At 40.5% G+C, this 21,885-nt stretch carries 20 protein-coding genes; 12 read left to right on the forward strand and 8 right to left on the reverse strand.

What is annotated here, in order from left to right:
• Window positions 1-71 precede the first annotated feature (71 nt).
• Both H5163_RS05465 and H5163_RS05470 read left to right on the forward strand, forming a co-directional pair.
• Window positions 72-404 carry a hypothetical protein gene (locus H5163_RS05465; protein ID WP_145241208.1) on the forward strand — a complete coding sequence of 111 codons (333 nt, stop codon included), beginning with the start codon at window positions 72-74 and terminating at the stop codon, window positions 402-404.
• Window positions 405-418: 14 nt separating this feature from the next.
• The gene (locus H5163_RS05470; RefSeq protein ID WP_145241206.1) at window positions 419-1,507 is read left to right on the forward strand and encodes an endonuclease/exonuclease/phosphatase family protein; all 1,089 of its coding nucleotides are present in this window, start codon (window positions 419-421) and stop codon (window positions 1,505-1,507) included.
• An 87-nt stretch (window positions 1,508-1,594) separates the two neighbouring features.
• On the opposite strand, the gene H5163_RS05475 is transcribed toward H5163_RS05470, so the two are convergent.
• Window positions 1,595-2,971 carry an NAD-dependent succinate-semialdehyde dehydrogenase gene (locus H5163_RS05475; RefSeq protein ID WP_182734639.1) on the reverse strand — a complete coding sequence of 459 codons (1,377 nt, stop codon included), beginning with the start codon at window positions 2,969-2,971 and terminating at the stop codon, window positions 1,595-1,597.
• 199 nt (window positions 2,972-3,170) lie between these two features.
• Here H5163_RS05475 and H5163_RS05480 point away from each other — a divergent pair, with 199 nt between their 5' ends.
• On the forward strand, window positions 3,171-4,202 hold the full coding sequence (locus H5163_RS05480) for a nitronate monooxygenase family protein (RefSeq protein ID WP_182734612.1): 1,032 nt from the start codon (window positions 3,171-3,173) through the stop codon (window positions 4,200-4,202).
• A gap of 47 nt (window positions 4,203-4,249) precedes the next feature.
• Here the strand turns inward: H5163_RS05480 and H5163_RS05485 are convergent, their stop codons facing one another.
• The gene (locus H5163_RS05485) at window positions 4,250-4,771 is read right to left on the reverse strand and encodes an NUDIX hydrolase (protein ID WP_182734614.1); all 522 of its coding nucleotides are present in this window, start codon (window positions 4,769-4,771) and stop codon (window positions 4,250-4,252) included.
• 153 nt (window positions 4,772-4,924) lie between these two features.
• Between H5163_RS05485 and H5163_RS05490 the strand changes: the two genes are divergently transcribed.
• Genes H5163_RS05490 through H5163_RS05510 form a run of 5 tightly spaced genes read left to right on the forward strand, consistent with a single transcriptional unit; the run spans window position 4,925 to window position 10,455 of the window.
• Window positions 4,925-6,265, forward strand: coding sequence for a sigma-54 dependent transcriptional regulator (locus H5163_RS05490; protein ID WP_182734616.1), 1,341 nt, complete (start codon window positions 4,925-4,927; stop codon window positions 6,263-6,265).
• Between the two features lie 31 nt (window positions 6,266-6,296).
• Entirely contained in the window at window positions 6,297-6,506 is a 210-nt protein-coding gene (locus H5163_RS05495; RefSeq protein WP_145241196.1) for a histidine kinase, read from the forward strand.
• A gap of 21 nt (window positions 6,507-6,527) precedes the next feature.
• Window positions 6,528-8,012 carry an ATP-binding protein gene (locus H5163_RS05500; protein WP_182734618.1) on the forward strand — a complete coding sequence of 495 codons (1,485 nt, stop codon included), beginning with the start codon at window positions 6,528-6,530 and terminating at the stop codon, window positions 8,010-8,012.
• Window positions 8,013-8,474 carry a response regulator gene (locus H5163_RS05505; protein ID WP_145241192.1) on the forward strand — a complete coding sequence of 154 codons (462 nt, stop codon included), beginning with the start codon at window positions 8,013-8,015 and terminating at the stop codon, window positions 8,472-8,474.
• Between the two features lie 19 nt (window positions 8,475-8,493).
• Window positions 8,494-10,455, forward strand: coding sequence for a hybrid sensor histidine kinase/response regulator (locus H5163_RS05510; protein ID WP_182731821.1), 1,962 nt, complete (start codon window positions 8,494-8,496; stop codon window positions 10,453-10,455).
• On the opposite strand, the gene H5163_RS05515 is transcribed toward H5163_RS05510, so the two are convergent.
• Genes H5163_RS05515 through H5163_RS05525 form a run of 3 tightly spaced genes read right to left on the reverse strand, consistent with a single transcriptional unit; the run spans window position 10,442 to window position 14,144 of the window.
• On the reverse strand, window positions 10,442-11,446 hold the full coding sequence (locus tag H5163_RS05515; protein WP_149981218.1) for a LacI family DNA-binding transcriptional regulator: 1,005 nt from the start codon (window positions 11,444-11,446) through the stop codon (window positions 10,442-10,444). The two genes, H5163_RS05510 and H5163_RS05515, sit on opposite strands and share 14 nt — an antisense overlap.
• 11 nt (window positions 11,447-11,457) lie before the next feature.
• Window positions 11,458-12,789 (reverse strand): glycoside-pentoside-hexuronide (GPH):cation symporter, encoded by a 1,332-nt coding sequence (locus H5163_RS05520; RefSeq protein WP_182734619.1) that lies wholly within the window; start codon window positions 12,787-12,789, stop codon window positions 11,458-11,460.
• 20 nt (window positions 12,790-12,809) lie between these two features.
• The gene (locus H5163_RS05525) at window positions 12,810-14,144 is read right to left on the reverse strand and encodes a GH1 family beta-glucosidase (RefSeq protein ID WP_145241184.1); all 1,335 of its coding nucleotides are present in this window, start codon (window positions 14,142-14,144) and stop codon (window positions 12,810-12,812) included.
• A gap of 290 nt (window positions 14,145-14,434) precedes the next feature.
• Between H5163_RS05525 and H5163_RS05530 the strand changes: the two genes are divergently transcribed.
• The 3 genes from H5163_RS05530 to H5163_RS05540 all read left to right on the forward strand — a co-directional run bounded on the left by H5163_RS05530 (window position 14,435) and on the right by H5163_RS05540 (window position 18,891).
• Window positions 14,435-15,649, forward strand: coding sequence for a sugar MFS transporter (locus H5163_RS05530; RefSeq protein ID WP_259397251.1), 1,215 nt, complete (start codon window positions 14,435-14,437; stop codon window positions 15,647-15,649).
• Window positions 15,650-15,665: 16 nt separating this feature from the next.
• Complete coding sequence (locus tag H5163_RS05535) at window positions 15,666-18,173, forward strand: exo 1,3/1,4-beta-D-glucan glucohydrolase (protein WP_182734620.1); 2,508 nt, start codon at window positions 15,666-15,668, stop codon at window positions 18,171-18,173.
• A gap of 121 nt (window positions 18,174-18,294) precedes the next feature.
• Window positions 18,295-18,891, forward strand: coding sequence for a fumarylacetoacetate hydrolase family protein (locus H5163_RS05540; protein WP_149981213.1), 597 nt, complete (start codon window positions 18,295-18,297; stop codon window positions 18,889-18,891).
• Here the strand turns inward: H5163_RS05540 and H5163_RS05545 are convergent.
• From H5163_RS05545 to H5163_RS05555, 3 genes are all read right to left on the reverse strand, one after another.
• Window positions 18,830-19,771, reverse strand: coding sequence for an ABC transporter substrate-binding protein (locus tag H5163_RS05545; RefSeq protein WP_182734622.1), 942 nt, complete (start codon window positions 19,769-19,771; stop codon window positions 18,830-18,832). The genes H5163_RS05540 and H5163_RS05545 overlap by 62 nt on opposite strands.
• A gap of 208 nt (window positions 19,772-19,979) precedes the next feature.
• The gene (locus tag H5163_RS05550) at window positions 19,980-21,032 is read right to left on the reverse strand and encodes an aldo/keto reductase (RefSeq protein WP_145241174.1); all 1,053 of its coding nucleotides are present in this window, start codon (window positions 21,030-21,032) and stop codon (window positions 19,980-19,982) included.
• 15 nt (window positions 21,033-21,047) lie between these two features.
• A complete protein-coding gene (locus H5163_RS05555; RefSeq protein ID WP_145241172.1) occupies window positions 21,048-21,479 on the reverse strand; it encodes a thioesterase family protein in 432 nt (143 codons plus the stop codon).
• A gap of 146 nt (window positions 21,480-21,625) precedes the next feature.
• On the opposite strand from H5163_RS05555, the gene H5163_RS05560 reads away from it, so the two are divergent.
• Entirely contained in the window at window positions 21,626-21,829 is a 204-nt protein-coding gene (locus H5163_RS05560) for a hypothetical protein (protein ID WP_182734623.1), read from the forward strand.
• The last annotated feature ends 56 nt before the right edge of the window (window positions 21,830-21,885 follow it).

The raw sequence follows: 21,885 nt of genomic DNA on the forward strand, positions 1-21,885 counted from the left end.
TATTTAATTTACTTCATAACGAGTTCATGAATTATTGCTATTCTTTAAATGAACTAAATAGGGAGTAAAATATGAAAGCACTTCTATCTACTGCTTTGCTTGGCTTAGTACTTTGCAGCGGCGCAGCTTTTGCAAAAAATGATAACCATGACAAAGACAAAAATAAAGGTAAAGGGAGTTTACCGCCAGGATTACAAAAAAAAGTTGATAATGGTGGTCAATTGCCTCCTGGTTGGCAAAAAAAGTACCACAAAGGTGACAGATTAGATTACGATATCTATCGCCATGGTCGAGTAGTAAAACCGATAGACCGTGATGGTCGTATTACGATTGAAATAGACGATACCATCATTCATATGGTGCATGATACTCGCGAAATTTTGTCAATTTTAAGTCGTTATTAATAAAGGATTATTGAATGCTAATTGTGCTGGTAAGTATATTAAGTGTGTTATTAGTTGTGACACTTTTACCTATGTCTTTCAGCCAGCATTATTTAATTCGTAGTTGCGACTTTGTTCGTTTACAGGTTTTTTATCTTGCATTGGCTGGGTTGCTTTTAGGTGTTTATTTTGCATTAAGTGGACTATCGCCTTTGGTTGTATCGTCGCTAATCATGGCAACTGTAATTTTGCTTATTCAAGGTAAATGGATATATCCTTATACTTGGCTTGCTAAAAAAGAAGTGGCGCAAAGTCCCGCAGGCAGTGGGCATAGTATTCGTATTATGTCGGCTAATGTGTTGATGTCGAACACTCGCTACCAAGACTTAATAGATTTAGTCCATGAACACCAGCCAGATTTACTTATTACGCTTGAGTCAGATACTAAATGGCAACAGCAACTTGCAGCCATTGAAGAAGATTATCCATACAAAATATTTTGCCCGAAAGATAATCGCTACGGCATGCATTTATACAGTAAATATAAGATAAAAAAACAACAAGTATGTGAGCTTGTAGAAAACGATATTCCCTCAATTCACGTTCTATTTGAGACTGTAGAAGGTCTTGAAGTACAAGGTCATTTTATTCATCCTGCTCCTCCAAGTCCTACTGAAGAAGATACCTCTAGGCCACGAGATACCGAACTTATTTTGCTTGCTAAGGCTTTAAAGAACAACAAACGTCCAACAATTGTTGCTGGCGATTTAAATGACGTTGCTTGGTCAAGAAGTACCCGTTTATTTATGGAAATCAGTGACTTTTTAGACCCACGCAAAGGCCGAGGTTTTTTTAATACCTTTCATGCTGGGTATTTCTTTATGCGCTGGCCGCTTGACCACTTATTCCATAGCCATGGCTTTACTGTTAAACGTATAAAAAGGCTAGAAAAATATGGCTCGGATCATTTTGCTCTTTTAACTGAGTTAGTGCATAAGCCTGATAATAGTAACCAGCAACTAGATGACGACATGGATATTCAAAAGGCGGTTAATGAATTGCAAATGGAGAATACTTCTAGCCGAGAAGTGCCTACCTTTAATGATGAAGTAAGTAAAATATAGCTAATAACCGTTATTGTACACTTAACTTATTTAGTCATAAAAAAAGGGCCAATTAAGGCCCTTTAGAGTATTTTTTATTGAGAGTTATTAGCTATTGATCATAATGGTTTTGATGTTAACAAATTCACGAATGCCAAAGCCGCCATGCTCACGACCATAACCACTGTCTTTAACACCACCAAATGGTAAGTTTGGCTGGGCCAGCCCATAACCATTTATGTTAACCATACCGGTATCAAAATGCTTTTTAGCAAGCTCAATGGCTTTCTTTTCATCTTTAGAAAAAATACCGCCGCCCAAGCCATAACGTGAGTCATTAGCGATACGCATTGCATCTCCATTATTCTTAGCTTTGATAAGTGAAGCGACCGGGCCAAATAGTTCATCGTCGTAGGCCGGCATGCCGGGAGAGAGGTTCTCAAGTAATGTGGCTGGATAGAAATAACCCGTTTGCTTAGGTATTTCGCCACCAGTCACAATAGACGCACCAGCCTCAACTGATTGCATTACTTGTTTATGAATTTTGTCTCTTAAATCCTCGCGTGCCATTGGACCAAGATCGGTGTTTTCATCCATAGGATCGCCAACTATTAAGGCGTTAAATTGCTCTGTTATGCCTTTTTTAAACTCATCGTATAAGGCTTCTACTACCACAAAACGTTTTGCTGATACGCAGGTTTGCCCGTTATTAATCATCCGCCCTTGCACACAGGTTTTAATCGCAAGCTCTAAATCTGCATCATCAAGCACTAAATAGGCATCGTTACTGCCAAGTTCTAATACGGTTTTTTTAACGTGTTTACCAGCGTGTTCAGCTACTTTTTTACCAGTGCCATCACTGCCAGTAAAGGTAACACCACGGATTGCTTTATGGCTTATTAGCTCGCTGGCAGTTTTGCCATCGATTAATAAGTTTTTAAACACATGGCTTGGAAAGCCTGCTTCAATAAACAATGCTTCGATTTTTTCAGCCATACCAAACACGTTACTAGCGTGTTTTAGTACAGTGGTATTGCCTGCCATGATATTAGTAACGGCATAACGTACAACTTGATATAGCGGAAAGTTCCAAGGTTGAATGCCTAATAAAACGCCTGTTGGCTGGTAGCTAATAACGGCGTGACCATTTTCCATTGGGCGTTCTTCATCAGCCAATTGAACTTGACCGTGCTCGGCGGTGTAGCGGCAAATTGCTGCGCAGAGCTTGACCTCTTGCAAACCTTGCTGATACAACTTACCCATTTCATTAGTCATAAGTGTGGCTAATGATTTTTTGTGTTGTTCAAACAGATAGGCTAGCTGGTTTAAATACTTGGCACGATCAGTGAGTGAAATATGACGCCAATCTAAGAAAGCCTCATGACTTTTATCTATCTCGGTTTTTGCTTGTGCTAAAGTAAGCAGCGTATATTCTGCAATGGGTTGTTCAGTACTTGGATTGATCGTTGTTACTGTATTAGTCATCATAATCTCCTTACGAATAGTATGTAGGGAGTGTGCAAAGCTAACACCAACTATGTATTAATTTGTTTTATATTTTTAATGTGCTGTAATTATTGGTTTTTTTATAATTTTTGATTCATTCTATTATTATTTTTAGTGATCATTTAGTTTTATGTCGGTAAAAAGTGCAGGCGACTGAAAAAGTTACAAGGAGTATGTTGTGGCGTTATCTTTTTTTAATACGCATTTAGCGCTTATTCAAGCGCCGATGGCGGGTGTGCAAGATTTTCGTTTAGCTGCTGCGGTGAGTAACGCAGGTGGTTTAGGATCATTACCCTGTGCAATGCTCTCAAAACAACAGTTAGTGAGCGAGCTTGATAAACTGACTCAAGCGACAAGTAATCCCTATAACCTTAACTTTTTTTGTCATACGGTCGGTGATTACACCAGCCAACAAAAGCAGCAATGGCATAATTTGCTAGCGCCTTATTTTGATGAGTATGGTATTGATGCTGAAAGCTTAACTGCAGGGGCTTCTCGTCAACCTATTAGTCAATCGGTTGTTGATATTATTGCCCCTTATAAACCCGCAGTGGTGAGTTTTCATTTTGGTTTACCCGAGCAAACGATTATGGCGCAAATCAAAAGCTGGGGCACTAAAGTGATTTCAACTGCTACCACTTTAGATGAAGCTATTTGGCTGAGTGAAAATGGCGCTGATGCTATTATTGCGCAGGGTTTAGAAGCAGGTGGCCATCGAGGGCATTTTTTATCAATGGATTTAAGTTTGCAGCAATCAACTGTGCAGTTAGTTCAAAACTGTGTGGCACGTCTTTCTTTGCCTATTGTTGCCGCAGGCGGTATTGCAACCGCTGATGATGTAGAGCAAATGCAAGCTTTAGGTGCAGCCGCTGTGCAAGTCGGGAGTGCTTACTTATTATGTCGCGAGGCGCAAACGTCAGTGCCTCATAAGCAAGCAATTTTAAATCAGAAAACGGATAATACTGCGCTTACTACGTTATTTTCTGGTCGGGCGGCACGAGGCATTCAAAATCGTGTAATGAATGAGTTAGGCGCTTTGGCTATAGGTGTGCCTGAATTCCCTCATGCCAGTACCGCGATAACGGCACTTAGAGCAAGCGCTGAAAAAGCAGGGCGCGATGATTTTTCACCACTTTGGTGTGGCCAAAAGCATGTGCCTCGTGTTGATATGTCGGCGGTAGAGATCACTCATTTACTTATGAAAAAGTGATTGGTTTAAATGAGTCAAAGCCCTAACTTATTACTGCGTGATAGTTATCAATAATTAGTAATATGTTTGGCAATCTCTTTTAGTAAATAGGTTTCGCGCAGGATTGATAGGCCTTGTTTATCACTGGTTGCCAGCGTTCGCTCATTATGAGCAATAGCATCATGAATGTTAACCCATTTAGCAACCATGCCATTTTGTTGCTCATAATGCTCTAGTTGGGCTTGCCCTAATTGCGTATCAAGACTACAAAAATAGCAATAAGACTTTATATGGATCACTGCAAAATCGTCTTTATACCAAGGGCGGTATTCTTCATAAAGCCCAAATTCACCGAGTACTTTGATGTTTTGTGCGCCAGTTTCTTCTTGTAGCTCGCGGATTAATCCTTGCTCTATGCTTTCACCTTCATCAATGCCGCCGCCAGGCAAGCTGAAATCTTCATAGCGGGCAGTGTACATTAATAAAATATCAGTGCCTTTTAAGGCGATAGCACGGCTCGTTAGGCGAGTAAATTGACGTGGTTCGCTGGCACTCACACTGGGATGAACGGTGCTTTTAAGTAAGCGCATCAGAATGTTCCTTAAAATTTAATTTAAAAATTATATCTCAAAAAAGATCTAAATCTATTTAGATAGCGTAAATTTCCAGTTAAGCATCGATTTTGTAGAATAAGGCAGTTAAGATGTGGGGCTGGGCAATGATAATAAGCATAGGGATTTATCATGTTAAACATACTGTTAGTTGATGATGATAGCGAGTTTAGTGATGTCGTTTGTCATATCGTAGAGTTTTTAGGACATAACATTAATACTGCTGCTAATTTAGCAGAGGCTGAGCAGTGGTTTGTAAATAATACCTTTGACCATGTATTGTTAGACTTTATGCTGCCTGACGGAAGTGGTTTACATTTGGTTGAGCATCTTAAAAGTATTGGTCAAAAACCAAAAATAACCCTTATTTCAGGTCATCCTTCAGTCAAAGGTAAGTTGGCTGAAATGTGTGAGCCTAACGTTGGTCATCTAGTTAAGCCCTTGCAGCGCGAAGATATTGAGCGCCTTCTCAACCCTAAAAAAACCACGGCTAAGAAAAAAGCCGAGCCAAGTATTAAAAAGCATTTTGGCACCTTAATAGGTGAATCGCCGCAAATGCAGCATTTGTATACCATGATTGAGCGCGTTGCTAACACCAACGCCAACGTAATGTTAATGGGTGAAAGTGGTGCTGGTAAAGAAGTTGTCGCACAAGCGATTCATAATGCTAGCGCATGTACAGGACCTTTGGTGGCTACTAACTGCGGTGCGTTATCGAAAGAACTTATTGGTAGCGAATTATTTGGCCATGAGAAAGGCGCGTTTACTGGCGCTATTGCCCGTAAAGATGGGGTGTTTGAACAAGCAACCGGCGGAACATTATTTCTAGACGAAGTGACTGAAATGCCAATAGATATGCAGCCTAATCTATTGCGAGTGTTAGAAACTAAAAAAGTAACCCGAGTAGGTGGCAGTAAAGAAAGTGCGGTAGATTGCCGAGTTATTTCTGCGACTAACCGCTCATTAGAAGATTTAGCGCAAAATAATGTTATTCGTGAAGATATCTACTTTCGGTTAGCGGTATTTCCTATTGATATTCCACCATTGCGTGAAAGAAAAGAAGATATTGCCTTATTAGCCAATGCTTTTTTAAATCAATTAAACGAAGAAAATAATACTGACTTTCAATGGCAAACTGCACAATTAAAGTTACTTGAAAGCTATGATTGGCCAGGCAATGTTCGAGAACTGCGCCACGGCATTCATCGTGCTTTTATTATGAGTGATCCAAAAGGTAAAGCGATTACTTTGCCAGATAACTTAGAGTCACCATTTTCACGAGTGAATAAGCAAACTCAAGCAAATCAAGTGACTGCAGGGCAAACTATCGAAGAAGTTGAAAAAGAGCTGATCCACGCTACGTTGGAGAAAGTACAAGGCAATAAAACGCTTGCAGCACAAATGCTAGGTATAAGTACTAAAACTTTATACAACCGTCTAAATGCCTATGGTGGCATTGGCGAATATAGCTAAATTAAACTCAAGTAATCAACAAAGGGGTAGCATGGCTAATAACGATAAAATCAATAAGTTGATTCATGATGCACGCGGACCACTGAATCGTATATCGATGAATGCAGAATTGATCAAATTAGTACTAGAAAATGATATGCCAAAAGAAAAAGCATTGGCAGCACTTGATAAAATAATAAGTAATTGTCAGCAATGCAGTGACAGCTTGGAACAAATATCGAATCTCGGCGTCGTTGAATAAGATAATATAAAAGGATTATAAATGAAGCTGCAAAAGCAACAAGGTAAGGTCAAGGTAACCTGGGCCAGTTTTATCGCGGTGCTGCTGTGTATTGTGGTGGGGAATGCGATTTTGGCAATGAATACCATTCAAAGCCTGACTCAAACCCAACAGCGTTTAGATGATACTAATATGTTAAACACCGCAATTGAGAAGCTTCACCTTTCAATTGTGCAGGCAGAATCAGGACAACGTGGTTACTTATTAACGGGCGATAAAGATTATTTAGCACCCTACAACGACGCTATTATGCAGCTCAATTCACAAGCTACACTGGTTAAAAATTTACGTACTGAAATTGCAGGCCAAGCAGATAAAGTAGCGCGTTTACTATTTTTGGTTGATGATAAAGTTGCGGTATTAACCAGAACCGTTGATTTAGCGTTAGCAGATAAAGAACGACGTGCCCATTATTTACTAGAGACGCATCAAGGCCGTAAGCTTTACGAACAAATTAGAGTGTTAGCTGATGAAATTCAAGATGCGGAATCTGCTTTTAAAACTGTGCAGTTTCGAAAGTTAGGGCAAATTAAAAAAGAAGCTAAACTCACTTTTGCAATTACTGCCGTAACCAGTGCTTTATTGATCCTTGGTATGTTTATGCTCACGCGTATTAACTTACATACAGCGGCAAAATATCAGCAGGAACTTGAATATCAAAACGAAACACTGGCTAGTAAAGTGACCGAGCGTACACAAGAGCTGACCTTGTACTCTGATGAACTAAGTCGCAGTAACCGTGAGCTTGAAGAGTTTGCCTTTGTAGCGAGTCATGATTTGCAAGAGCCACTGCGCAAAATTCAAGCATTTAGTGATCGCTTAGAAACCATGTTTAAAGACGAATTGGGTGAAAAAGGTGTTGATTATATCGCGCGTATGAAAAATGCAGCGCAAAGAATGTCTAATTTAATTAATGACTTGTTAGAGTTTTCGCGAGTGACAACACGTGGTAAAGACTTTGCCGATACGGATTTAAAGCAAGTACTTGATGATGTGCTAAGCGATTTAGAAATTGCGATTAAAGAGTCAAATGCGCAGGTCAACGTGGGTGAAATGCCAGTAATACAAGCTGATCTGAGCCAAATGCAGCAGCTATTTTTGAATTTGATTTCAAATGCGGTGAAATTTAGACGTCCAGATGTGGCACCAATTATCACTATTGAGTATCAGCATCATACTGAATTTAATGATGATTATAATACAGAGCTGGAATGGCAAATCATTACAGTGAAAGATAACGGTATTGGTTTTGCGCCAGAATATACCGACAAAATTTTTGTTCCGTTTCAACGTCTGCATGGGCGTTCGCAATATAAAGGCACGGGGATTGGTTTATCCGTGTGCCGACGTATTGTAGAGCGTCACGGCGGTACGATAGCGGCACAAAGTGAAACCGGTGAGGGAGCAACCTTCATCATAAAACTACCTGTGGAAAGCGAGCTTTTCACATTGCAAGGAGAGGCTTAAATGCCATTTTCTAAAGTAAAGCCAATCACCATTTTAATGGCTGATGATGATGAAGATGATCGTTTATTAACGCAAGACGCACTCGCTGAAAGCCGTGTATTAAACGAGTTATACTTTGTTGAAGATGGTGTGGAGCTTTTGGAGTACCTAGAGCGTAAAGGTAAGTTTGAAGACAAAAACTCATCGCCACGACCTGGGTTGATTTTATTGGATTTGAATATGCCACGCATGGATGGACGCGAAGCGTTGCAAGCGATTAAAGGCAATTCAAACTTAAAAGGTATTCCTGTAGTTATTTTAACCACGTCTAAGCAAGAGGAAGACATGGTTAAGGGTTACGATTTAGGCGCGGCTTCATACATTACTAAACCAGTTACGTTTGATGGCTTAGTTGAACTAATGAAAACGTTAGGTAAGTATTGGGTGGAGTTTGTAGAGTTACCTAGTACGTTTAATGACTAAATAAAAAACTGGAGACGCTATGTTAGATAAGGCAACCAGACTGTTACTTGTTGAAGACGATGAAGATGATTATATTTTAACCTGTGATTATCTAGAGCAGCTGAGTTCGCATACATTTGATATAGAGTGGATCAGTGATCCCAAGCAGGCAGTTAAGGTACTGAGTAAAAATCAGCACGATATTTGCCTGCTTGATTACCGCTTAGGGGCTTCAGACGGCTTAGCAGTTTTAAAGCAAGCTGTAGAAAATGGTTTTAATGGCCCTATCATTATGCTCACAGGGCAATCAAACGACGCCCTTGATTTAGCCGCTTTGGATGCCGGAGCTGTTGATTACCTCGTAAAAAGTGAAATGAGTTCAAGTCGCTTTGCCCGCTCTATTCGCTACGCATTAGCCCGACGCGATGTTGAAGATGAACGCCTTGAACGACTCAAAGCAGAAGCCGAAAATCGTTCTAAAGACCGCTTTTTAGCACATTTAAGCCATGAGCTACGCACTCCGTTATCGTCAATCTTGGGCTATACCGAGTTGCTTATGCAAAGTGAATTTAACAATCATGCCAATAATGAGTTAGGGGTTATTTATCGTAATGGTAAGCATCTACTTAGCTTGTTAAATGATGTTCTCGATTTATCAAAAATAGCTGCCGATAAACTGGAGCTCAGCTGCAGTGATGTCAACCTTGATAGTTTAATGGCTGATGTGTTTACCTTAATGCGAGTATCTGCGCTGGATAAAGGGCTGTCGCTGCGTTTTGAGTCATTACAACCTTTGCCCCTTGTAATTAGTATTGATGCGACACGGTTTCGGCAAATTTTAATTAATATCATCAATAATGCGATTAAGTTCACCGAGCAAGGCGATATCATTGTTCGCGCATGGACAAAAGTTATTGATGGCCGTGAAATGCTGTTTTTTAGTATTAAAGATTCTGGAATGGGTATTGCCCCTGAGAAACAAGCACTTATATTCAAACCATTTGAACAAATAGCCGATGTAGAATCGCGCTCAGTTGGCGGCGCGGGGTTAGGTTTAGCTATTTGCTCTGAATTGTTGAGTCGTATGCAGGGCGGGATCACATTAGAGTCTGCTATCGGTCATGGATCTGAATTTACTATTTCAGTGTATCCGGGCAATATTCAATATGTAGAGCGCAGTGTATTAAAGCTCGATTTGACACCTAATATGCAGCAAAAAATGGCCCCTTGTAAAGTCAGTGGCCGAGTATTGGTGGTGGATGATTTACGAGATTTACGGGTGTTAGTTGGGCATATGATCTCTTCTGCTGGTGCAAAGGTTGATTATGCTGAACACGGTAAGCAAGCACTTGATAAAGTAACTAAAGCACAACAGCAAGGTGATCCGTACGACATTATATTTTTAGATATTCATATGCCGGTGATGGGGGGCAAAGAAACCACGATTGAACTTAGAAAAATGGGTTTTAAGGGGGCGGTAATAGCGCTTACTGCTGCCACGATGAAAGGTATACATAGCGAGTTATTGGCGCTGGGTTTTAACGATGTGATAGGCAAACCTGTTGATTCAAGCTTACTTTATCAGTGCTTAACTAATTACTCTATGGCGGCTAATAAGCCCGTTGATAAATTAGCGCAACCAGCGCGAGTAAAAAGTTGTGCGCGTTTTTTATTGGTTGAAGATGATGCAGATGCGGCGCAAATCACCCAGTTATTACTGGAAAGTTTAGGGGTTGAAACCGTTGTTGCAACTAGTTATGAGCATACTTTAGCAATTCTAAAAAATGACTCTCAATTTGATAAAGTGTTATTAGATATGCATTTGCCTGATGGCAGTGGCTTGGATTTAGCTCGTTATACAAAGCAGTATTATCCAGATCTAAAGCGAGTAATCGTCAGTGGTATACAGCCAGATCCGAAGCAAATTGAACTCCTTGAGATAGAGCAAGTATTACTTAAACCGATTAATTTAGCATTACTAACCCAACTTATTGAGGGTTAGTAATAATTGATTGACGCACCACTAACTCAGGTTCAAAAAGAGTTTGTAAAGCTGGGGTGGTTTTTTTATACACCTCACTTAAAATCCAGTTAGCAGCCATTTGGCCCATTTCGTTGATTGGGTAATTGACGGTACTAAGTGGTGGATACACATGACGGGTAAAAAATACGTTATCGTAGCCCATAATAGAAAGTTGCTCAGGCAAGATTAATGATGACTCACGGGCACTGGCCATAGCGCCGGTTGCCATTTCATCATTGGCACAAATTAGCGCTGTAAATTTTGAATTACCGTTATATAAATGCTGAAAGCCTGCAGTGCCGCTGTCTTCCATAAAATCACCTTGATATAGTAATTGCTCATTAAAACTAATGTTGTGCTCTGCTAGAGCTTGTTTGTGCCCTGCAAGGCGATCTTGAGCATCTTGTTTCCACAGTGGGCCGCTGATATAAGCGATATTCGTATGGCCTTGCTCTAATACGTGTTTAGCCGCTAAATAACCGCCTTTTACGTTATTTAAAATAATGCAGCGCGATGCTAGTTCGCGAATGTATCGGTTGATCAGTACAAAAGGAGTTTTCCCTTTGCTCAACTCTATTAAGTAGTCATCACTAATTGCTTCAACATGCAAAATTAAGCCATCACAATTACGACTAATTAAAAACTCGATTGCTTGTTGTTCACGTTCTTCGTCACTGTGACCTGCAGCAATGATCACATGCTTGCTTTGTTTACGAAAAGCGGTCTCAATGCCGCTCATCATTGGGCCATAGAAAGGGCCTTGTAGTTCGGAAACTAATAAACCAACACTATTTGAACAGTTAGATGCGAGAGATTGTGCAATGGAATTAGGCCGGTAACCAAGCTGTGTCATCGCAACGGTTACCTTTTTTCGCGTTGCATCACTGACATTAGTATTATTATTCATTACCCTTGAAACGGTCGCTAATGAGACCCCAGCAAGTTTTGACACCTCATAAATGGTCGCCATGATATTCCTTGTTAAGTACTACTTCTTTGGGCTAAATCAGCGTTTATTTTCTCTAAGGTATTATTATCAAGAATATACCTTTTCATGATCAACGCGACAAGTACACTACCAATTGCAGGAAACAGTGTAAACGAGGTTAAAATACCGGCTTTAGTTGCTTCATTAAGCTCAGTGTTAGCCTGATAGCCATAGTAAGCCAGTAACCAACCAGCAATAGCTCCGCCCAATGCAAGGCCTAGTTTAATAAAGAACACCACGCTTGCATAGACCAAGCCAGTTAGCCGATGGCCATTTTGCCATTGTCCGTAGTCAATTGCATCTGCCATTTTTGCCCATAACAATGGAGTTGCCATTTGGGTGAAAAAACACCATAAAAAATAGACAGCAAACGCGAGCACTAATTGGTCGTCAGATAAGAAAAATGCAAAACAGCTTATGGCCGCAGAGATGTATTGGAGATATATATATGCTGCTTTTTTATCAACCCGTTTACTCAGTGGTTGTGCGCAGGCGCAGCCAAGGATATTACCGATCATTCCCAAGGTAACAAATTGCGTAACTAAGTCGCCTTCACCAAGAACATATTTTACGTAATAAATTGCTAAAGTCGTACGCAGCACCATACTCGTGAGCAGCATAATGGCAGCACCACAGAGTATTTTAAAAGGACCGTTTTGCCACAACGTTGCCATTTGTGCTTTGAGGCTAAGGGTTTGTTGCTGTGGTGCAACCACGCGTTCTTTAGTAAAGCGAAAGCAGGTCAAAAATAATATCACACCGAAACAGCTCATCAGTATCATAGTAAGCTGATAGCCAAGAGCATTATCGCCTTTACCAAACCAGCTTACTAATGGCAATGTGCAAGCACTGACGAGTAAGCCACCGAGCATACCAAATACAAAACGATAAGATTGAATGGATACGCGTTCACTCGGATCGCGACTTAGTACTCCACCCAAAGCTGAATAAGGAATATTAATTGCGGTATAAACCAGCATTAATAGCGTATAGGTGACAAACGCGTAGATGACTTTTCCTGTCGCGTTTAAATCTGGTGTGGTAAAAGTAATTACACTAACCAGCCCAAACGGGATCGCGAGCCACAATAGGTAAGGCCGGTAACTACCATATTTGGTTCGGGTTGCATCGGTGAGCGCCCCCATTAACGGATCGGTGATTGCATCAATAACTCGCACCACTAGGAACAGAGTACCAACGATGGCCGGAGAAATACCAAATATATCGGTATAGAAAAAAGTTAAAAATAGCATCACGGTTTGAAAAATGATGTTACTTGCAGTATCACCTAAGCCATAGGCTATTTTTTCTTTTCTAGTTAGCATAATTGGCACTCATGTTGTTATTATTTTTTGCGCTGTGTGAGCAATGCGCGATATTGTATTGCGCTCTCTTTTAGTATGCGTTGCTGGTTTTCATAATCAACATAAACGAGACCAAAGCGTTTTTCATAGCCGTATGCCCATTCAAAGTTATCCATTAAGCTCCATGCAAAATAGCCTTGTATATCAACCCCTTGCTCAACTGCGTCATGCACTGCATTGAGGTGGGTATGATAATAACTAACGCGCTCTGTATCGAGTACTTGGCCATCTCGTAGTGTATCTGCCATGGCCGCACCATTTTCAGTTACATAAACTTTAGGTAGTTGATATAGCTCATTTAATGATACTAACAACTCAGTTAAACCTTGTGGATAGACTTCCCAGCCCATGTCAGTCACAGCTATGTTGTTGATTTGTGCTTCGGCAAACCAGTTATCATCAGTGTTTTTGTAGTGTATGCGGGTATAGTAATTAACGCCAATAAAGTCGATTTTTTGACTGATTATCGCCATATCATTAGCAGCTATATGGGGTTGCACTTCACTACTGAGGCTATTTAAAAGCGCCGGATACTGACCTTCTAAAACTGCTTTGATATACCACTGATTGTGATATTGATCGGCTAATAATGCTGCTTGTGTATCGTTTTCTGTCATTGGATAAGCTGGGCTGAAGTTAAGAACAATACCAGCTTCTATATTAGGGCAATTGGCGCGCAGTACTTGCATGGCAAGACCATGGGCTAACAATAAATGATGAGCCGCCTGACGACCTGCTTGTTGGCTTTTAATACCGGGTGCATGTACACCCACTTCATAGCCTAAATAGGCACTGCAAAAAGGTTCATTTAAAGTCGCATAAGAGTCAACTAAACCTGTCAACTGCTTGGTAACTAAATCAGTATAGTGAGCAAATGCATAGGCGGTGTCACGGTTTAACCAGCCACCGTTATCTTCCAAGTGTTGGGGTAGATCCCAGTGATATAAGGTGACATAGGTCTTGATGTTGCGTGCTTTTAAAGCCGTTAATAAATCACGATAAAAGCCAATGCCTTGCTGATTAATACTGCCATCTTGATGCAATACGCGCGGCCATGAAATAGATAATCGGTACGCATCAACGGCTAAGTCAGCAATCATTGCGATATCTTGTTGCCATAGTTCAACATGGTTACAGGCTGTATCGCCATTGCTATTGTCGGTGATAGCCCCTGGTTGGTCACAAAAAGTATCCCAAATAGATGTCAGGCGTGCGTTGCGAGCTCCCTCAATTTGAAATGAGGCTGTGGCTACACCAAAGGTAAACTGAGGTTTAAGTAGCGCAGAGCTAGGCGGCAGAGAAATAGTTTTAAACACGATTAGGTGCATCCTTTAACATTCAGTTTTGGCAATTACTTTTACATTAAGCGCAGCATAGTTATTAAAATGGAAGCGCTTACAGAATGTTTGTAAATAAATTGCTAATTTCGATTTATATGATATAAATGTAAGCGCTTACATTTTATGTTGCAACTATTATTTGCTTTTTTTAAGTAATGAAAAAGTACTTTAATAAACGTAACGAACTGATAATTAAAATAATTAGAGAGTTTAATATGGCAAACGTCACACACAATTTGGCAACGAATGAACATAGCCTACAACCAATGGGCAAACAAACGTTTGCTTTAACGTCGTTGACCACCTTATTTTTTATGTGGGGGTTTATTACGTGTCTAAACGATATTCTGATCCCCTATTTAAAAGGGATGTTTTCACTCAATTATACCCAAGCGATGTTAATCCAATTTTGTTTCTTTGGGGCTTATTTTGTGATGTCGATACCCGCTGGTAAGTTGGTGAGTAAAATAGGTTATCAATTTGGTATTGTGGTGGGCTTGGTGGTGGCAGCGGTTGGTTGTGCATTATTCTATCCCGCAGCCGTAGCGCATGTTTATGAGCTGTTTTTATTGGCGCTATTTGTACTGGCCTCGGGGATTACCATCTTACAAGTGTCAGCCAATCCATACGTAAGCGTACTTGGCGCTGCAAAAACAGCGTCGTCGCGTTTAACCATGACCCAAGCATTTAATTCGTTAGGTACTACGGTTGCGCCAATCTTTGGTGGCTGGCTTATTCTAACCGAAGTCAGCCAAGCAACCGCAGAGCAAGTTAAACTTCCTTATCTAATGCTTTCAGCAAGCTTGCTGGTACTTGCGGTTATTTTTGCTTTTTTAAAATTACCTAAACTTGGCAAAGCAGCAGATGCTGAGAGTGAAAATCAATATGTTGAGAACTTTATTGATTTAGGTAGTGTTTGGCAGTATCGCCATTTAATTTTAGGAGCCATTGGCATTTTTGTTTATGTCGGTGCTGAAGTCGCAATCGGCAGCTTTTTAGTAGGCTTTTTAACCTTAGATCATATTGCGGGTTTTACTGAGCAGCAAGCAGCACATTATATTAGTTATTACTTCGCTGGCGCCATGATAGGTCGCTTTATTGGTGCTGCCATCATGCAAAAACTCAATGCAGGTAAGGTATTGGCATGTCATGCACTACTTGCCATGGTACTGGTGTTAATGGCGATGACAGGACAAGGGGCATTAGCAATGTGGGCTATTTTGTTGGTCGGATTATGTAACTCAATTATGTTCCCAACCATCTTCAGTTTAGCCCTACAAGGCCTTGGCAAATATACCTCTCAGGGTTCAGGTATTTTATGCTTAGCTATTGTCGGTGGTGCAATTATTCCATTATTACAAGGCGTCCTAGCTGACAATTTTGGTGTGCAATTAGCACTATTACTGCCGATCGGCTGCTATTTATATATTACTTACTTTGCGCTATTTGGCTCAAAAGTAACAACCTCAACTCGTCATTGATAACTAGGTGGACAACATGACAATAACAAAACCACGTACTCTTTTGGTAATGATGATTGCAGCAATGGCGATGAATGGCTGTTCGCAATCAGAACAAACAGCAGCGACCAATGATATTTGGCCGATGATCAAAAGCGGTGTTAAAGACGATGCCAATATGGAGAAAAAAATTGCTGACTTGCTCGGCTCAATGAGCTTAGAACAAAAAATAGCCCAGATGATCCAACCTGAAATTCGCGATATTACAGTGGAAGATATGCGTCAATATGGTTTTGGTTCTTACCTTAATGGCGGTGGGGCTTTTCCTAATAATAATAAACATGCCACGGCTGCTGATTGGATTGAACTAGCCGAAAAAATGTACCAAGCATCAGTAGATGATTCCCTTGATGGTAGCCGTATCCCAACTATGTGGGGAACCGATGCAGTTCATGGTCATAATAATGTTATTGGTGCGACGTTATTTCCACACAATATCGGTTTAGGTGCGGCTAACAATCCACAATTGATTGAAAAAATTGCTGCAGCGACCGCGCAAGAAGTGATGGTAACCGGTATAGATTGGGTGTTTGCACCTACCGTTGCTGTGGTACGAGATGACCGCTGGGGCCGCACTTATGAAGGGTATTCAGAAGATCCACAAATTGTTAGAGATTATTCAGCCGCAATAGTAAAAGGCTTACAAGGCGCAGTTGATCAAGACTTTTTATCAGATAAACGGGTGATCAGTACGGTTAAGCATTTTATTGGTGATGGTGGTACACAAGGCGGTGATGACCAAGGTAATAATATTACCAGCGAAGCAGAGTTATTTACCATTCATGCGCAAGGTTATGTGGGAGGCTTAGGTGCTGGAGCACAAACAGTTATGGCGTCGTTTAATAGCTGGCATGGCGAAAAAATCCATGGCAGTAAATATCTCTTAACTGATGTGCTAAAAGGCAAAATGGGTTTTGATGGCTTTGTTGTGGGTGATTGGAATGGTCATGGACAAATTCCTGGTTGTACCAATGGAAACTGTGCACAAGCCGCTAATGCCGGCCTTGATGTATACATGGTGCCTACTGATGCATGGAAGCCACTTTATGAAAACCTTATCGCACAAGTTAACAATGGCACAATTGCGCAATCACGAATTGATGATGCGGTAACGCGTATTCTGAGAGTAAAAATGCGTGCGGGTTTATTTGATAAACCAAGTCCTGCAAATCGTCCACTTTCAGGAAAAACAGAGGTCATTGGTAGTGCTGAACATCGTAAAATCGCAAAACAAGCAGTTCGCGAATCTTTAGTACTCCTAAAAAACAAACAACAGTTACTGCCGCTTTCGCCAAAAGCAAATGTGTTAGTAGCTGGTCTAGGTGCTGATAATATCGGTATGCAATCTGGCGGTTGGAGCATTACTTGGCAAGGTACGGGGAATCAAAATAGCGATTTCCCAGGTGGCACGTCGATTTTGGATGGTATTGAACACACTGTTAAGCAAGCGGGCGGGCAAGTTCAGCATGACTTAAACGGTGAGTTCAATACTCGTCCAGATGTCGCTATTGTAGTATTTGGTGAGCAACCTTACGCAGAAGGCAATGGGGATTTAGATAATCTTGAATATCAGCGGGGTAATAAAACGGATTTAGCGCTACTGCGAAAATTAAAGCAAGCCGGTATTCCCGTTGTATCATTATTTATTAGCGGCCGCCCAATGTGGGTAAACGCAGAACTTAATGCCAGTGATGCGTTTGTCGCGACGTGGTTGCCAGGTAGCGAAGGGGATGCAATTAGCGATGTGTTATTTGCAAATGTAGATGGCTCAGTAAATCATGATTTTAAAGGCAAGCTGTCGTTTTCTTGGCCGAATAACCCAGTTGATAACGAAAATCGTGGTGATAAAGATTATTCGCCATTATTACCGTATGGTTTTGGCTTAACTTATTCAGATAAAAACACCTTGCAAGATGATCTTGTTAAGCAAACAGGAATATCACAGCAGCTTGATGATTTAGTATTGTTTGAGCGCGCGGTTAAAGCGCCATGGAGTCTGCATTTACAAAGTGGTGAGCAGCAAAAAGTGATGGCAAGTAGTCGCGAATCAATCGGAGCTGTTAGCGTTAAAACCTTTGATAAAGACGTTCAAGAAGATGCGCGTGCAATTACCTTCAGCGGCGATGAACTAGCAGCAGTGCGTTTAAGTGCGGCATTCCCATCTGATTTACGTTCGTTTGTTGAAAAAGCAGGGCAATTACAAATGCAAATTAAGGTTGAGCAAAGTGCCGATGCCCCGCTTTGGCTTGGTATGCAATGTGGTGATGATTGCCAAGGTAAATTGGATATTGCTAAGCAGCTAAATGCAACCAACGAATGGCAGACTTTAAACATTGATTTACGGTGTTTTGCACAGCAAGGTGTTAATTTAGGTCAAGTATTTTCACCTTGGCAGTTAAGTACAGCTGCGCCATGGCAGGTATCGATTGCGAAACTCAACATCACCAGCGAGCATGTATCTACTGAGGTTATTTCATGCCAGTAATGCCTTTGTTGATCTTAATACCAGTGACATCGATCTAGATAAATAGCAATACGAAGTTAATTGCCAATAAACGTCATAAAAAGTAGTCTAGGCTGCTTTTTATTGAATAGGAAAGATCGAAATGAAACCAGTGAATCCATCAAAAGTCATTTGTATTGGTCGTAACTATGCTGCGCATATTGCTGAGCTTGGTAATCAAGAGGCAGACGAAATGGTGGTGTTTTTAAAGCCGCCAAGCGCGATAACAAATACCTTAATGTGTACTCATAAGGATGAGCAATTACATTTTGAGACTGAAATTTGTTTTCAAGTTAACAATGGCTGTTTAGCTGCTGTGGCGGTGGGACTGGATTTAACTAAGCGAGATTTACAGAGTAAATTAAAAGCCAGCGGTTTACCGTGGGAACGCGCGAAAGCCTTTGATGGCTCTGCATTGTTTAGTGAGTTTGTACAAATAGACGAACAAGCTATTGAGCATTTAAGCTTAACCTTACTGATAGATAATAAGGTGCGACAACAAGGCGGCGTTGAGTTAATGCTTTATAAACCTGCGGTTATTTCAGCCCAAGTTAGTGAGTTTATGACTTTAATTGATGGCGATATTATTATGACTGGCACACCTGCAGGGGTAGGAGCTGTGAACGCAGGAAGTAAATTTATTGCTCAGTTACACTTGGGCTCAGACTTATTGGTTCAGCAAGAGTGGTTGGCTGAGTAAGTTTTAATATCTGTTGTTGATATTGTTGATCAAACTCTGCAAAGGTATTTTCAAGCAATACACGCTGTGTTTGCTGGTACTTTGCAGACGGCAGTATGCTATTTGTTAGCACTCGATTTATTTTTTTTAAAGCATTATTAGCAAAATTATTAGGGGCATTGGTTGAGCAGCCAATCGCACCTAAAACCAGCTTATCGGCGTGATCGGCAATAGGTAAGGTTACTACATTATCAAATTCGCTGAAGCGGTTGTAGTAATCGGCTAAAAAAGGATAGTCGATAGTGTAATCAATATACCCATGATTGAGCCGATTGATCACCGAGCTGCTTTCGTTTTCACTGTTCCAACTTAATGATGTATGTTGGTCGCTTTTAGTATTTCGAGCGATGGTATTTAACTCTGGAGTAAATTTACGCGCAGCGGATTGACCAAAAATAAATTTATTATCTGTCAGTAGTTTAACTAAATTTATCGGTGAACTGTGTTGTTGGCTAATTACTTTCGCTGTTTTAGCTGAGGCAATGATAGCAAATGGTGGGTACACCGTAGTTGGCACCGAGTAGAACACTCGCGGGGTGTTAACTTTACGATGGATCATACAAGGGAAACATGCTTGTTGACCTTCATCGAGGTACTTACCTATACGTTTTTGCGGCAACATGAGGCGGGTATGCTTTATATCGGGTAATTCACTGATGAGCTGTTCGACTAAGTAATCACATAAGCCACCATCGGGAGTTTGTGCTGTTTTGGCCAGATGAAAAGGCGCTGTATTGCTTTGTAGCCAAGTTATATGGGTTACTTCATCGGTAGTATTAGCAAGTACATAGACGCTTGAAAAAAAAGAGAATAATGCAACGATGTAATAGACAATACGCATAGCTATATTTACTTTATCCGCTAATAATTTAAATCGAGTATACAATAACTAATATTTTGCGCTACTAAAGACTGGTAAGTTATTACGGTAAGTTGATTTTTTAATACTTTAGTGGTGTTTTTTTGATTCACTATTTGTGAGAAGTCGTTTTTCAAGTATTTTAATCCGGTGGAAAGCCCAAGCATTGATAATGATTGGGCTTTATTGATTAAAATGGCATTGGGTATTGCTTAAATACATTACCGATATCAGTTAGAGCTTGTTCACTTAATTCGATGTTGAACGCGGCAATGTCATCTTTTAGTTGTACCAAGCTGGTTGCACCAATAATTGAAGAAGTAACGCCATCAACTTGGTCACACCATGCAAGCGCTAATTGTGCTGGGGTTATTTGGTATTGCTGGGCAATTTCAACATAGTGGCTGATTGCTTGTTGAGATTGCGCTGTGTCACGGAATAAACCATTACGCTGCACCAGTGTCCAGCGGCTACCATCGGGACGTGCGCTATTTAAATATTTACCACTTAACATACCGCCTGCTAAGGGTGACCAAGGTAAATAAGCAATATCTTCGTGAATACATTGCTCTATTAGATAAGGCCAATCTTTAGCGTGTAATAAACTAAATTCATTTTGAATAGAGACCATGCGCGGTAAATTGTGTTGTTCACTTAACCGTAAAAATTGGCTAATACCCCATGGCGTGTCGTCAGAGAGACCACAATGTTTAATTTTACCAGCTTTAACACAGTCGTTTAAACCTTCAAGAATATCGAGCATACCCGCTGTGTGTTGCTCTGTATTAGCGTCACTAAAACGGATCATACCTGGCCAATGTTTGCTAAAGTGCGGTGATTGACGATTCGGCCAATGCAGTTGGTATAAATCAATTACATCGGTTTGTAGGCGTTTTAATGACTCGTCAACTGCATGAACGACTGCTTGACGAGTAATATCGCCGCCATCGCGTATCCAAGCTAGGCCATTGCCAGCAATTTTAGTGGCGAGCACAATATCGTCTCGCTTACCTGGATTACGCGCTAACCAATTACCGATAATTTGCTCTGTCTTTCCGTAGGTATCAGGAGTGGGAGGTATGGCATACATTTCTGCAGTATCAATGAAGTTTACGCCATGCTCTAAGGCATAAGCAATTTGCTCATCAGCATCTGCTTGATTATTTTGTACGCCCCACGTCATGCTGCCTAAGCATACACGAGACACATTTAGACCACTGCTACCAAGTGGGTTGTAACGCATAATGATTCCTTACTTTTATGATTCTCGGCTGTACTTATGTAATGCAGCCAATAATGGCTCACTTAATTGTGCTTTCTTACCCGTTTTAAAATTAAACATCACCACTTGCGATGACCCTAATGTAGTCAAGGCATTTTGCGCTTGGCTAAATACGCTGTAGTGCATCATAAAACGGTCTTTTTGAATATCACTGATGGTAACGCCTACCAACACTGTATCAGGAAATGTGACTGGGCGTTTATAACGCGCGTTATTTTCACTAATCACAGGACCAATACCTGTTGTTTGTAAATCTTCGAGTAAATTTATTTGATTAAAAAAATCAATTCGAGCAGTTTCAAAATAACGAAAATACACCACATTATTGACATGTTGTAAGGCATCCATTTCTCCCCAAGCAACATTAATTGCTGTATGGATAGGATGTTGTTCTATGAATGATTGCATATTCGACAGCTCTTTAAAGTAAAAACGTAGATTAGCAATTGGTGCTGTTTAGCTCAAGAAAATTAGGAAAACAGTGAAAATGTGCTAGTTTTAGTAGTTCACGGTTACGTAAATGAATACTTTAATCTGATTTAAAGGAGCTAATTATGAATACAGTGACAGCAAAAATAATGAAACGCTTAGCGCTACTGGTGGTGATCTGTTTGGCATTCGTTTGTTATGCGATGAGTAATGCTTCTGGGATGGTGATACTAATCGTAGTTGGTTTTATTTTAGAAGGTGCTTTTTGGTTATTCGGTGCGAGGTTATTTAATCGTAAAAAATCCTCACAGCAAGAATCATCGAGCTGATGACTTGCTAATAAATCAAACTTAATGAATAATAACTGTTCATTTGTACAGTGCTT

The sequence above is a fragment of the Pseudoalteromonas sp. SG44-8 genome (assembly GCF_014164125.1).
Taxonomy (GTDB): Bacteria; Pseudomonadota; Gammaproteobacteria; order Enterobacterales; family Alteromonadaceae; genus Pseudoalteromonas; species Pseudoalteromonas rhizosphaerae.

Coding starts and splice junctions, on each gene's coding strand:
- H5163_RS05465 (WP_145241208.1), top strand. CDS start 72: ATGAAAGCACTTCTATCTACTGCTTTGCTTGGCTTAGTACTTTGCAGC.
- H5163_RS05470 (WP_145241206.1), top strand. CDS start 419: ATGCTAATTGTGCTGGTAAGTATATTAAGTGTGTTATTAGTTGTGACA.
- H5163_RS05475 (WP_182734639.1), bottom strand. CDS start 2,971: ATGACTAATACAGTAACAACGATCAATCCAAGTACTGAACAACCCATT.
- H5163_RS05485 (WP_182734614.1), bottom strand. CDS start 4,771: ATGCGCTTACTTAAAAGCACCGTTCATCCCAGTGTGAGTGCCAGCGAA.
- H5163_RS05490 (WP_182734616.1), top strand. CDS start 4,925: ATGTTAAACATACTGTTAGTTGATGATGATAGCGAGTTTAGTGATGTC.
- H5163_RS05495 (WP_145241196.1), top strand. CDS start 6,297: ATGGCTAATAACGATAAAATCAATAAGTTGATTCATGATGCACGCGGA.
- H5163_RS05500 (WP_182734618.1), top strand. CDS start 6,528: ATGAAGCTGCAAAAGCAACAAGGTAAGGTCAAGGTAACCTGGGCCAGT.
- H5163_RS05505 (WP_145241192.1), top strand. CDS start 8,013: ATGCCATTTTCTAAAGTAAAGCCAATCACCATTTTAATGGCTGATGAT.
- H5163_RS05510 (WP_182731821.1), top strand. CDS start 8,494: ATGTTAGATAAGGCAACCAGACTGTTACTTGTTGAAGACGATGAAGAT.
- H5163_RS05515 (WP_149981218.1), bottom strand. CDS start 11,446: ATGGCGACCATTTATGAGGTGTCAAAACTTGCTGGGGTCTCATTAGCG.
- H5163_RS05520 (WP_182734619.1), bottom strand. CDS start 12,789: ATGCTAACTAGAAAAGAAAAAATAGCCTATGGCTTAGGTGATACTGCA.
- H5163_RS05530 (WP_259397251.1), top strand. CDS start 14,435: ATGGGCAAACAAACGTTTGCTTTAACGTCGTTGACCACCTTATTTTTT.
- H5163_RS05535 (WP_182734620.1), top strand. CDS start 15,666: ATGACAATAACAAAACCACGTACTCTTTTGGTAATGATGATTGCAGCA.
- H5163_RS05540 (WP_149981213.1), top strand. CDS start 18,295: ATGAAACCAGTGAATCCATCAAAAGTCATTTGTATTGGTCGTAACTAT.
- H5163_RS05545 (WP_182734622.1), bottom strand. CDS start 19,771: ATGCGTATTGTCTATTACATCGTTGCATTATTCTCTTTTTTTTCAAGC.
- H5163_RS05550 (WP_145241174.1), bottom strand. CDS start 21,032: ATGCGTTACAACCCACTTGGTAGCAGTGGTCTAAATGTGTCTCGTGTA.
- H5163_RS05555 (WP_145241172.1), bottom strand. CDS start 21,479: ATGCAATCATTCATAGAACAACATCCTATCCATACAGCAATTAATGTT.
- H5163_RS05560 (WP_182734623.1), top strand. CDS start 21,626: ATGAATACAGTGACAGCAAAAATAATGAAACGCTTAGCGCTACTGGTG.